The sequence below is a fragment of the Streptomyces brevispora genome (assembly GCF_007829885.1).
GTDB lineage: Bacteria > Actinomycetota > Actinomycetes > Streptomycetales > Streptomycetaceae > Streptomyces > Streptomyces brevispora.
On record NZ_VIWW01000002.1, the window covers coordinates 740,460 to 752,782 of the forward strand.

The following is a 12,323-nucleotide window of genomic DNA, read 5'->3' on the forward strand; positions in this document are numbered from 1 at the left end:
GGTGACAAGGAAGCCGCCGACTGCACTCGCTGCGCCCCGAACTATGTAGAGACTGGCTTCGCTGCCCAGGCGCCGGAGCCGGCGCCTGCGTTTCGCAGCAGGGGAGTTCGAGCGCGGGCGGTCGTCCTGGTCGTCACTGGGCATGAACTGTTCCTCCGTGTGTGTTGTCTGCCTTCTTTGATTGGTGAGTCGCTGCCGTAGGCGGTGCGCTCACGGAGAGTTCAGCCCACCGGGCGGCTTCTTCCTCCACTGGGCGAAAAACCCGTCGGACTGCCGCAGGGAACCACGCCCTACACCGATTTCCGCTGGTGTGCGTAGACCTTCACTGTTTTCCAGTTGACTGCGCGCTTGAGCGCCTAGCCTGGTGTTTTGGTGGTCTTCAAGGCTGGTTGTGGGGGCAGAGATGAGTGCTGTGCTGGTTCGTGGCGCCCGTTTTCAGGAAGAGCTTGAGGCAGCGGCTGCAGAACTGCGCACGCTTCGAGCAGCACACGGTCGCCCAACGCTGAAGCAGATCGTGAGCAGGGCCGGTCGCGGCAACCTTGGCGCCTCGATGGTCAACGCAGTGTTGAACGGACGTAAGCTTCCCGGCTGCGACTACTACCTGACCTTGGTGCGGGTGCTGCTCACCTACAACACCGGGAAGCTCGCCTCCCTGCAGCACGGGGAAATCAAGGTCTGGAGGTCTCGCTGGCAGCAGCTGCAGTGCCTGAAGGAAGATGAAAAGCTTGGGAGGGGCGTCCCGGCGCACCTCGCACCGCAGCAGTCGCCGACTGCTGGCGGTCTGGCCGAGCGTGTCCTCCTCGGTGCTGTACGCGCGGGTGAATACGTACAGCTGCTTCCTCTGGCTGAGGACACTGGTGGCGTATGGGCTGTGGCATTCTCACCGGATGGTTCGCTCATTGCGACCGGCCATGGTCCCAAGATCGCGCAGCTCTGGGAGACGGTCGCCCGACGAAGGTCGGGATCCCCGTTGTTCGGGCATACAGGCCCGGTCGTCAGCGTGGCCTTCTCTCCGGACCAGGCTCTCCTCGCCACAGGAAGCGACGATGGAACTGTTCGTCTATGGAACGTCGCCAGCCGGACGCCCGTGGCTGAGCTCGATGGCCACGTCGGCGGCGCTTCCACCGTTCTCTTCTCTGCCGACGGTGCCCTTCTAGTGACCGTAGGCAAGACGGTGCGTTTGTGGGACCTCGCGGACGTGGCCAACCCCTTGAAGATCGGCAAGCCCTTTTCCGGCAGTCTGGCCGCTGCGCCGGCGCTGTCCTCAGCGGGAGTGCTGGCCACAGGCCACGAAGCCGGCGTCGCCTACCTCTGGGATCTTGCCCAGCAGACGAAGCTCGGTGGTCCATTGCGGGGGCATGCGGATGATGTCACGGCACTCTGCTTTTCACCCGACGGAGAGCTCCTGGCCACTGCCGGGCAGGACATTCAGCTGTGGAACGTCGCTCGTGCCGAAATGATCCACGAGCCCCTTGAATGCGAGGACGAGCAGGTTCTACGCATGGCCTTCTCACCCGATGGACGAGTGCTTGCCGCTGTCACCGGTCACCACAACGAGGAAGAGGCGACAAACCACGTGGTCCGCCTCTGGGACACCAACGAGTGGAAAGAGCTCGGAGCCCCCTTGGCAGGCCATCAGGGTACCGTCGACGCTGCTGCGTTCTCGTCCGACAGCCGACTGTACGTAACCGGCGGACACGATGGGTTGCTGCGTCTTCGAGTGCTCCCTGCACCGGCGGCCTGACCGATGCGGACCGAACGCCTACCCCTTACGTCCAGCGCAACCCGACCTTGGACAGCTGCTCCATCCGCTCCGAGGACAGCGCGGCGGCCCGGCTCCGCTGGTTGTTGACCCATGCCCCTAGGCGGTACTGGTCCTCCCGGCCGTCCTGGGAGAGCACGGTCTCGACATGCTTGCGGGGCACCTGGAGGTGTCCCTCCCGCTCGAAGAACTGCCGGGCGGCCACGAGGTTGGCACTCCACTTGTCGGCCTGCGTACGGCGCGACTTCGGCTTCTCGTCCTCGGTCGCGGGTGTGATCCCGAGGACTTGCTCGCACATCCACTGCTGCACGCCGGTGAGCTGGTCCCACCCGAGCCGCACCGACTGCACCCACCGCCCGAGGTCCTCGCCCTGGCGCAGGACGTCGCCCGCCTCGGTGGGCAGCGCCTCGCCCGCGTCCAGGTGCATCCGGACCAGGTGGAAGGAGCGTTGCCAGGTCACCGGCCAGCTCGGGCACCAGGACGCGTCGATCTCCTCCAGCTGGTCGCGCCGCGTATCCGACAAGGCCCCGGCAGAGGACTCCACCGGCAGACCCTCCGCACGCCGCTGCTCGTTCTCCTGCGCCTTCCGGGCGGCAGCCCGCGCGTTCTTCAGCCAGATGCCCACCGCCGCGCCCTGGAAGGTGGCGTCCAGCGGGGCCAGGAGGTGCCCGTGCTCGGCCGCCCACCCGCGCGCGGCGGACAGGCCCTCCTCCCACGCGACGTCGAAGTGCGACCAGATCATGCCGAGCTTCTCCAACTGGACGATGCGATCCTCGTCCATGTCGCCGCGGGCGTAGAAGCGGCGGGCGTCGGCGGTCCACTGCCCGAGAGGGAACCCGGCGAGCGAGGCCGGCCACCCCTCGCCTTCCGCCTCCTGGTTGTCGACGGTGGGCACGCGGAACGTGAACGGCACCTTCAAGTCGCCGTGCTCGCGGGCATAGATGACCGCGGCTTCCACGCCGCGCCGCCAGTGCTCGTGTGACGCTGGGAGGGGGGTTTGTTGGTGTATGGCGAGACGGCTGGCCTGGTGTGTTGCTGGTTCGCTGAGAGGTGGAATTGGGGGCTCGGGCAGGTTGGTCAGGGTGTGTGGGCTGGGGTTATGTGTTCTGTGCTGAGGGTGGCTGGGTGTGTTGTAGGTAGTTCTAGCGTGTAAAGGCCTGATCGGTGTTTGTGCTGGTCAGGGCCTTTTGCCTGTCTGGCGGGTGTGGGGGCGGTGGTGGGTTTCGGCGAGGTGGTCGAGGCGGATGGTGTCGAGGGTGGTTTTGGTGATGCGTTCGGTGCCGTCGCTGATGGCGGTGATCGCGGCTTGGCGGATGAGTCGGGTGAGGGATCCGATGCGGCCTGCGGTGCGCTGGTGGAGGTAGGGGGCGTGCCGGGGGAGGGTGCCGGATTTGTGCTGGGTGAGGTCGAGGTTGTTCTCGATGTCGGTGATGACGTCGCTGAACGGGTGGCGGCTGCCGTGGCGGGCGGGTAGGGGGCCGCAGTCGACGAGGGTGGCGCGTCCGGCGAGTTGGGCACCTCTCACACCGGTGAAGAGGGGTGTGTCGGTGACGTTGATACCGGCGTAGACGAACGTCGCGGGGAGACGTTCGGTGAGGTCTTTCAAGAGGTCGGCGGTTTGGGCGCCGGTGGTGGTGCGGGGGTTGAGGCGGTGGATCTCGTCGATCATCACCAGCTGGACACCAGCCTGGGTGTAGGTGTGGCAGACGGCTTCGGTGATCTGGGTCTGGGTCATGCGGGCGGTTGTGGGGATGCCGAGGTAGCGGGCGAATTCGGTGATGAGGGTTTTCGCGGTCGCGCCGGGCGGGACCAGGACATACGCGACGGGTACCGCGGCATGCGCTGATCCGGGTGGCGGCGGGTTTTTGCGGGTGTGGGCGAGGTGGCAGGTGCGCCCGACGTTCAGGAGCGTGGTGGTTTTCCCTGCGGCGGCGGGTCCGGTGACGATGAGGGAGGGCCGTGCGGTGGTCTGCTGGTGGCGGCCGAGGATCATCAGGGTGCGGACCTGGGTGGCCAGGGCGTGGATGGCGGGGGTGCGGATGGTGACGAACGCGGAGTGGTAGGCCAGGCGTTGCTCTGTGCTGCGGGGCGGGTCGCCGGGCCGGGGAGGGACGACCGGGTCGGTGGTGGCGAAGCGGTGCCAGCCCTGCCAGGTGGTCAGGGGCCAGGACAGCTCGGCCTCGCCGCTGTCGTCGGTGCCGTCTTGTGTGCTGCCCGCGCTTCTCTGGTTTCGGTTCACCATGTGGCGGCTTCCTCGTGTGCGTTGTAGAGCCCGAATCCGGTGGCTGGGGCGGGGCGGCTGTCGTCGTCGGGCAGGTCGTCGAGGTCGTCGATGCTGTCGTCGTCCTGCTGTTCCGGGCTGTCGGCGGGTGCTTCGGTGTCGTGGTTCCCTTCGCGGGCTGTGGGGAGCGGGACGTGAGCGGTGCGGGCCAGGAGAGCCTGCTCCGTTTTGGTGGCGTGACCGCTGCGGACGCGGCGCATGAGCTGGTCGAGGGTGTCGGCGAGGTCGGCTTCGTGCTGCTCGGAGTCGCTGTGGTTGCCGTGCAGGGTGAGGGTTCTGATGTGCTGCCAGGTGCGTTCGTCGAACGGCCGGTGGACGTGGTCGCGATGGATCCAGCCGATCTCGGTGAGTTCGCCGTCGGGCAGGCGGACCCAGATCTGGCGCACATCGTGAGGGTTGTAATGGATCTCCCATTTCCCGCCGCGGCCGGCGACGGGGGAGGGCTGGCCGCGGTGCGGTGCGAGGAGGTCCGCGTCATAGGTGCGGTGGTGGATACGGATGCCGGAGGCGGTGATCGTTTGCCAGCGCACGGGCAGCAGCTCGAGGTAGTCGCGCCTGGTCAACGGGACGGGCACGTACCCGGCGACGGCGACGAGCGCGGCCCACATCTGGTTCGGGGTGAGGGCCTTCCTGGGCATCATCGGGTGGCGCAGCCCTTCGTGGGGCCGGTGGTGGTAGTGCACCAGCCACTCATCAAGCAGGTCCTGCAGCTGGGCGACGCTGTAGCAGGCGTCTTTCTCGGTGTCGGGGCCGCGGCGGGTGACGTCGGAGCCGGTGTAGCCGGGCAGGTGCTGGCAGAACAGGTGGTTGATGGTGCCGAAGGTGCGCTCGACGATGCCCTTCGCGGTGGGGGCGCGGGGTGGGGCCGGCTGAACGCTGATGCCGAGGTGTTCGCAGGCGGCGGTGAACGCCCGGGAGACGAAGATTTTGCCCCGGTCGACGACGATCGTCTCGGGCAGGACCACCGGCCGGGCCGCCGCACCGGCCAGGCGCTCGTCGAGTGTGGCCAGCCGCTGGTGGGGCAGTACGCGGGCATGGTCCATGCGCAGGATGTCCGGCCAGGTCGGGCGGGCGGGGTGTGGCACGGCCATCTCCGCGAGCAGCAGGGCCGCGTCGACGGCTTTGGTCGTGCTGGGGCACAGTACGGCGGCGAGGATGGCTCGGGTGGCGACGTCGACGGCGATGGTGAGTTCGGGGCGGGCGAGGGTGCCGTCGTCGAAGAGGGCCAGGACGTCCAGGCGGGTGGTGTCGATCTGGACCTGCTCGCCGGGACGCAGCGCCATGGCGGGGGTGAAGGCCCGCCCCTCGAAGCTCGCGGGCACCTGGCGGACCGGACCGCTGGGCAGTTCGCCGGGGCGGGCGAGCGTGGTGACGAGCCGGTAGAGCGTGGCCTGGGACGGTACGGGCACCGTACCGGGGCCGTGCTGTTCCTGAAGGATCTGGTTGATGAGCGGGAACAGGCCGTTGATGGTGCCCTTGGAGCGCCCGCGCCGGCGGCGCAGCGCTTCACGGACGGCGGCGACGACCCGTTCGTCGGAACGCCCGGTGGGGCTGGAGGCACGGGTGGTGCGGTGGTCCAGGAGCCCCCACAGTCCCTGTTTGCGGTAGGCCAGGCGCATGCGCTGCACCGTGGTGCGCGAGACACGGCTGAAGCCGAGCGCGGTCAGCTCTTCGGCTTTGGCCTGTTCCCGCTCGGCCAGCGTGTGCCGTGCGGGGTCGTACTGCTCCCGCACCGCTCCAGCACTGCCGGGCCCGTCGGCAAGGCCGCATTCGATTTCTCTCACGTGCCGCTGCCAGGCCATGGCCTTCTCCCGCGCCGCGGCGGGGGCGGTCTCGAACAGCCCCCACTGCGGGGCCGCCTGCGGTACATCGGCCCCGATGACGCTGAAGCCGGGGTCGGCGAACAGGTACCCGGCGAGCACCGCCTCACCGCCGCCGTCCGGGCCGACGAGATGGATCACCTGCCCGGACAGGGCGACGACCTGCCACTTCACACCGCGGAACCGGACCTGCGCCCCGACCTTCACCAATGGCCGGGCGTTGTGCCGCGCGGTCACCGGGCCCCTCCCGCCGTGACCGGGCCATTCCAGCCCGCAGGACCGACCAGGACGCGTTCATGCAGTGGCGCCTCCAGGTCTGCCGTCGCCCGCCCGTGCCACAGGGCGTGGAAGACCGCCGGCAGGACCTCGATCGGGTCGCCGGCCGCTTCGACGCCCTCGATCAGCGGCCGCGGCCGCGCGAACGCCTCCACCACCGCGGGCGTCAGGCCGGGGCGGCCCGCGTTGCGGGGGTGGCGGTAGCCAGCCAGCCACTTCAGATTGGCGGCCAGGACGTCGTCGAGCGGCGCAAGACGCCGGTAGGTCCAGCCGATCTCCTCACACGCCGCGCTCACCGCTTCGGCGGCCTTCACCGCGCGGTCGCCGCCGGCCTCCGGGTGGCTGGGGCAGTCGGCCAGCAGACCCGTGCCGTCGCGGTACCGGGCGAACAGCTGCGGTACCCAGGAACGCACCCGGCCCCGCTCCTCGCGCCACAGCAACCGCACCGGACGCCCCGCGAACCCGGTCACATTGGGGTCGCGGTCCAGGACCATCAGCTGGGTGCGCATCGCGTTCGACCCGGCCGCCACGTGCTGCCCGGTGGTCGCCGACCACCACAGACCCGGCCCCCAGCGGCGCCCCGGGATCACCGGGAACGCCGACACCGGCGGCAACTCCTCGAATCCCACGGTCATGGCGGCATCCGCCCACCGCTGCGGCCGCTCGCCTCGCCCGGCCCCCGGGCCGGGCGGCCTCTCCTGTGCTGATCACCCGCGTCAGCCAAGCCGCTCCCGCTGACAGGTGCCGCTGTTTTCAGGGTTTCTGCCACAAACGAGTGCTGTATCAGCTAATAGCCGATGCGCCCGGTCCCACCTTGCTCTCAGCCGTCGTCTTCCTGCCCGCCTGCCGTCAGCATGCTCCTCAGTGTCCCGGGGGACATATCCGCCCACCGGGCCACCTCCTCCAACGGCACCCCGCCGTTCATTGCCGCCACCGCGGTCCGCTTCCAGGCCGCCTCGACCAGACCGGCACTGTGACCGAGGCCTTGCAGCAGCTGCCGGGCGACCTCGGCGGTCGGCCCGCTCTGCACGCCGCGCAGCTGCAGCAACTGCTCCTCGGCACTGCCGAGGAGACTGCTGATCCGCATCCGCTGCTCGGCCGGCACCACCGTCCGCCACATCGTCCCCGAGCCCGGCGCCCTTTTCTCCTTGCCCAGCACCCGCAACTGCCCCGCCATCGTCACCGGCTGATGCTCCCGGCGCAGCCACCAGGGGTCGTTGTCGTATCCGGGGGGCCCACCGGCCCCCCGGCGCAGCCGGATCACGCTGCCCATCCACGCGATCAGCGGACCGCCATGGTCCGCCGCAGCCAGCGGCCCCAGCCACTCCCGGCCCACACGCTCACCGAGCCGACGGCAGAACAACCCATCGACGGGCAGCACTCGCGGCTGCCCGGCACCGCTGTCCACCCACACCAGCCGGGCCATAGCCGGATCAAGCAACACATCGGCCACGGCCACCACCTCGGGAAAGACCACCGCGTCCCGCCCCACGATCCGCCACCACTCCAGATCACCCCCGGCATCACCGCCCGCGGCCTGATGCAACCGCCGCGGCCAGACCTTCTCCCGCTCCCACTGCAGGGCCTGCTCCCACCAGCGGGCCACCACCGCCTGCGCCAACGCGAACACCCGCTCCGGCTCGGCCCCCGCCCGCACCGCCCGCCGCGCCACCCCCACCCACCGCCGCTGCGCCGCGACCACCTCCGGCAGACGCCGCACGTCCAGATACTCGTGAGGCTGGTCGGCATCCGCATCAAGGAGCCACCGCCCGTGCCGGACACACACACGGTCCCACCGCGGGGCGTACAGCACCGCCCGCCCAGCCGTCCCCGTACGCCGGGCCGTGCACAGACGACAGCCGAACGCCACCGGCCCGGCAACCGCACCACCGATCCGCCACACCGCCGCCGGCTCCCCTGCATCCGCGGCCGGCAGCCTGGCATCCTCCCGCCCCCAGGACGGCAATGCCTGCGCCAGCACGTGTTCCTCGAGGCCGCACAGATCTGCCAGGAGCTGCCGTCCAGCCGCATTCAGCAGCACCTCGACGTCGGCCCGACAGGTCCCGCCCTCGTGCTTGGGCTGGTGGTTGCGCCAGCGCCAACTGGACCGCAGCGCCTTCGCTTCCAGTCCGTAGCGGCTGGCGATGCGGCAGATCAGCGACGAGGTCGTCTCCCTCGGTAAGGGAGCGGTCCGCAGTAGGCCAAGGTCATGGGTCACTCCGCCACGGTCTCGTATTCGCAGTCTCGGGCGGGTGCTTTCAGAACGGATGCCCAGCACATTAAGCGGAGCGGTTGGGAGAGACACCGGGTCGGCCCTAACACCTCGACGCCGCCAGCAGCGGCTGGGGAAGGCGCTGCGCTGCCTCATGGAGGCTGCGTTGTCAGTGGCGCGTGGTAGACCTGATTTGCAGTGAACTTGTCTGCTTTTACCGGTAGTTGATCAACATCGAGTGAAGAGGTACGACATGGTGGAGACGGAACTTCCCGGACAGGGGGTGGTGTTCTGGCCGGTGGGCACGGGGGACTCCACCACGATCGTGGTCGGCGACAACCTGGTCATGCAGGTGGACCTGCGGGACATGAAGGCCGCCGACGAGGACGATGCGGTGGTCGCCGCCGTCATTGACCGCCTGGAGGAGACCCTCCCGCAGCCCGACGGCACGACGCCCTACCTGGCGGTTTTTGCCCTGACCCACGCCGACTCGGACCACTGCTGCGGCTTCGGCGACCTTCTGGAGAGCTCCATCCTGATCGGGGAGATCTGGGCGACACCTCGGCTGTGGCGCGAATTGTCCGAGGACAAGCCCATGTGCGAGGACGCACAGCGCTTCCAGGACGAGGTCGAGCGACGCGTGGACGCCACCCTCAAGGCTGTCAAGGACGGCAAGGAGCCGGACAGCGGGGACAGGGTGCGCATCATCGGCTATGACGAGGACCGCGAACTGCACTCCTACGCCGAACTGCCCGACGAGTACTTCACCTTCCCCGGCGACGTGATCACCAAGATCGACGGCCAGGACGTCGCGGACCGGTTCGAGGCGTTCGTCCACGCACCGTTCAAGGACCACTGCGCAGGCGACCGCAACGACACGTCCTTGGCCCTGCAGGTCCAGCTGAAGGCCAGTGACGGCACAGTCGGCCGACTGCTGTTCCTGGGCGACCTCGCCTACCCCATCATCAAGATGATCTTCGAGAACAGTGAAGCCGCAGGCAACTCGGACCGGGTGGGATGGGACGTTCTGCTCTCCCCGCACCACTGCTCGAAGAAGGCCATGTACGCCGAGGGCGAGGACGGCGAGGAGGAGCTCAAGCAGGACCTTCTCGACCTGCTCCAGGCGCATGCCAGTCCGGACGCCCGGGTGATCGCCAGCTCGTTGCCCTTCCGCGAGAAGGACGAGAAGGGCAACAACCCGCCGCACCTGCTGTGAGCCTCGGCGAGCACCGGCAGCGACGCGTACGTGGCGAACACCGTTACTCGCGCCGCCCCACCAGCCCACTCCAGCAACCGCCGGGCATCGGTAGTGCAGCGCACCCCGGCCGCGGCCAGCTCCGCATCCGTGTGCAGCGAGCAGACCGCCACCATCGCCCCGGCCCGACCCGCCTCCCGCCAGGCGGCAAACGTCTGCACCAGCAGATCCAGCGTCGGCACCAGGACCAGCACCCGGCCCGTGCGTGCCACCCGCAACGCGGTGTGCGCCCCCATGAAGGTCTTGCCCGTCCCGCACGCCGAAACGATCGTGGCCCGCAACCCCGCGCCGGCTGACGGGACGCTTCCCAGGGCGTGCACCGCCGCGTCGACCGCCTCCCTCTGATGCGCTCGCAGCCCCGCCATTCCATCCTCCGTGTCGGCTTCCGCGCTGGTCCGGGGCAGGTCGGATGTTGCTGGCACCGGTGGGGGAGTCAGGTGGTGTTGAATTCCGCTACCGCCGCCGTGGCTCGTTGGTCTGCTTCTGCTTGCAGGGTCTCCCAGTCGGCGGTTGCCTGTTGTGTTCCTGTCGCGAGGACTGCGGCGCGTACGGCGGTGCGGACATCGCCGGGACCCACCCGCAGCCCGGCGCCCCGGAGGCCCTGGATCTCCGAAAGCGCCTCCGCGGCGGCCTGGTCAAGGTCGAGGGCTGCCCCGGGAGGCATGTCCGCGGCGTCCCGGCACACCACGATGACGTCGATGCGGTTGGGCTCCGCCGCTGCGGTCTTGGAGAGACTGGTCGCCACTTCGGCGATCACGGCGCGGGTGGTGGTGACGGTGAAGCCCGCGTCCGACAGCGACCGCATCAGAGCGCACCAGCCCGTGGTCTGCGACTGGTGGAAGCTGAACAGGAGGCAGCCGCCGGGTTTGAGGACGCGCCGGCACTCACGCCAGACGAGGGCTGCGGTGGCTTGGAATCCATCAGGGGCGGCGTTCTGTACTTCCTGGACGGCACGGGTGCTGGGCACGTCCGGGTAGCCCTGGTAGGGGCGCATGGCGCTGAGCCACGCGTGGAAGAAGTCAGCCAGTTCCGAGTAGTGGACGTTGTCGACGTAGGGGGGGTCGGTGACGATGAGGTCCACGCTGTTGTCGGGCAGATCTGTCTGCGAGGCATCGCCGGTGGTGGTGTAGGCCGTTGCGGGATCCTGTACGAACTGCTGCCACGTCGTGCTCAGGGGGCGGGCGACGGGCAGCGAGGACTGGTCGACGGAGAGGATCCGGTCGGCCTCGGCCCTGAAGTCCAGCGGGGTTTTCTTGTACTGGGCCGCTTTGTGCAGCCGGGTGAGCACCCCGGAGAACCCGGCCGATCCCCCCTGGGCGCCCCAGGGGTCTCCTTCGACGCTGCACCGCTCCGGTCGCAGTACGTGGTTGTGGAAGATCGAGCGGACCGGGCCGGTGCCCTCCCCCTTGTAGGAGCAGAAGAGGTTGTGGTGTTCGACGGTTCTGCCGAACGATGCGATGAGCGCCTCGCGTTCCGCGGACGCCCCGGGAAGATCGCGCAGCGCCGCGCCGATCAGCCCGAGGCTGTATCGCTGGCGCTCGTTGAAGAACCGCTCCCAGGAGTCGTACCCCCAGCGCAGCGCCTGGACCGTGCTGACGCCTTCCTCCAGCGTGCCGAGCGGGCGTACGAGCTCATCGGGAGATGTGTTGGCGAGGGACTTCGCCGCTTTGTCGTACAGGCAGAGGTCGAAGTCGTCGATTGCCCGGTACTCACGCTTGCCGTCGGCGCGCAGCACCAGCTTCGCGTACATGCGTCGTTCCGGGACGGCGCCGTTCAGCGCGGCAATGACAGGGGTGCGGTGTCCGAGACGGCACGTCATGAACCGTCCGCGGGCGGCCCCATGGAACGAGAAGGTCAGGCCGCAGGCTGGGCAGTGCCCCCTCTCGTCCTTGCTCAGGTCGGTGACGCAGATGCCCCGGCAGCCCGGGCATACGGCCTGTGCGCGGGGGAATCTGCGCGGGTACGCATGGCGGGCGAAGACCCGGGTGGTGAAGAGCTCCACGTCCTCGCCGCACTCTGGGCAGTGCGCGAGGGCCACCCAGAAGTAGTGCAGGACCGGTTCATCGGAGACGGTGCGGTGCAGTTCCTGGACGGGGCGGGCGCACTTCCTGACGACCTGACCGAAGAGGTCCGCGAGCACCTCGAGATCCCATGGCTGCAGCGCCTGCCGCTGGGTGAGCGTCGCGACGGGGTTGATGTCGCGGCCGACGGCGGCGGCCCCGAGTTTGGCCGCCTCGACAAGGGTGGTGCCCGATCCGGCGAAGGGGTCGTAGACGACGAGCCCCCGCAGCCTGTCCGAGGCGTCCGCGATGGAGTCGTCCGGCCCGGACACGGCAGCCAACAGTAAGTGGCGTGCGACGCTGCCCAGGCGCCTCGCCCACCACTTGTGAACGTAGGTAGCGGGCCGGTGCAACTCCTTGCGCCATGACTCGTGCTCGGCGATCCGGCTCCACTCCACCGGCGCCGGCCCAGCCTCGAGAAGCGAGACCAAAGGGAGGCCCGCTCCTGACTTTTCGTTCATGTGTACGCCCCCGGTGGTCCGAACCCGGATCCACCACCCTCGGGTTGGGCAGGAGCAGGTGACGGCCTGTCAATGTGCGTTACTGTAACGGCAGGTAGCGGGGGGATACCAGGTGGGTGATGGCGCGCGTGACATATTTGGACTGCCTCGTCCCTCCTGACCCAGGTCCCGCTGACTTCTTCGAGCGCGTGCAGGC

At 69.0% G+C, this 12,323-nt stretch carries 7 protein-coding genes and 2 pseudogenes; 2 read left to right on the top strand and 7 right to left on the bottom strand.

Features of this window, described 5'->3' with window-relative positions:
• The first annotated feature begins 403 nt into the window (after positions 1–403).
• Positions 404–1,744, top strand: a complete 1,341-nt coding sequence (locus tag FHX80_RS32875) for a WD40 repeat domain-containing protein (protein WP_145768094.1) — start codon at positions 404–406, stop codon at positions 1,742–1,744.
• 25 nt (positions 1,745–1,769) lie between these two features.
• Here FHX80_RS32875 and FHX80_RS32880 read toward each other — a convergent pair whose 3' ends face one another.
• The 5 genes and pseudogenes from FHX80_RS32880 to FHX80_RS32900 all read right to left on the bottom strand — a co-directional run bounded on the left by FHX80_RS32880 (position 1,770) and on the right by FHX80_RS32900 (position 8,357).
• Positions 1,770–2,924 carry a helicase associated domain-containing protein gene (locus FHX80_RS32880; RefSeq protein WP_425281714.1) on the bottom strand — a complete coding sequence of 385 codons (1,155 nt, stop codon included), beginning with the start codon at positions 2,922–2,924 and terminating at the stop codon, positions 1,770–1,772.
• A gap of 15 nt (positions 2,925–2,939) precedes the next feature.
• Positions 2,940–3,923, bottom strand: a complete 984-nt coding sequence (locus FHX80_RS32885; RefSeq protein ID WP_145768171.1) for a TniB family NTP-binding protein — start codon at positions 3,921–3,923, stop codon at positions 2,940–2,942.
• 74 nt (positions 3,924–3,997) lie between these two features.
• On the bottom strand, positions 3,998–6,100 hold the full coding sequence (locus FHX80_RS32890) for a Mu transposase C-terminal domain-containing protein (protein WP_167523802.1): 2,103 nt from the start codon (positions 6,098–6,100) through the stop codon (positions 3,998–4,000).
• Positions 6,097–6,795: pseudogene (locus FHX80_RS32895) on the bottom strand (TnsA-like heteromeric transposase endonuclease subunit); the annotation flags it as partial. The gene FHX80_RS32890 and the pseudogene FHX80_RS32895, both read right to left, overlap by 4 nt.
• 164 nt (positions 6,796–6,959) lie before the next feature.
• Positions 6,960–8,357: a TniQ family protein gene (locus tag FHX80_RS32900; protein WP_145768096.1), complete on the bottom strand. Its 1,398-nt coding sequence runs from the start codon at positions 8,355–8,357 to the stop codon at positions 6,960–6,962.
• A gap of 247 nt (positions 8,358–8,604) precedes the next feature.
• On the opposite strand from FHX80_RS32900, the gene FHX80_RS32905 reads away from it, so the two are divergent.
• Positions 8,605–9,567 carry a ComEC/Rec2 family competence protein gene (locus tag FHX80_RS32905; protein WP_244318738.1) on the top strand — a complete coding sequence of 321 codons (963 nt, stop codon included), beginning with the start codon at positions 8,605–8,607 and terminating at the stop codon, positions 9,565–9,567.
• Positions 9,568–9,743: 176 nt separating this feature from the next.
• Here the strand turns inward: FHX80_RS32905 and FHX80_RS36220 are convergent.
• Positions 9,744–9,971: pseudogene (locus tag FHX80_RS36220) on the bottom strand (DEAD/DEAH box helicase family protein); the annotation flags it as partial.
• A 68-nt stretch (positions 9,972–10,039) separates the two neighbouring features.
• Positions 10,040–11,938: a DNA methyltransferase gene (locus FHX80_RS32915; RefSeq protein ID WP_167523803.1), complete on the bottom strand. Its 1,899-nt coding sequence runs from the start codon at positions 11,936–11,938 to the stop codon at positions 10,040–10,042.
• Between the last annotated feature and the right edge of the window lie 385 nt (positions 11,939–12,323).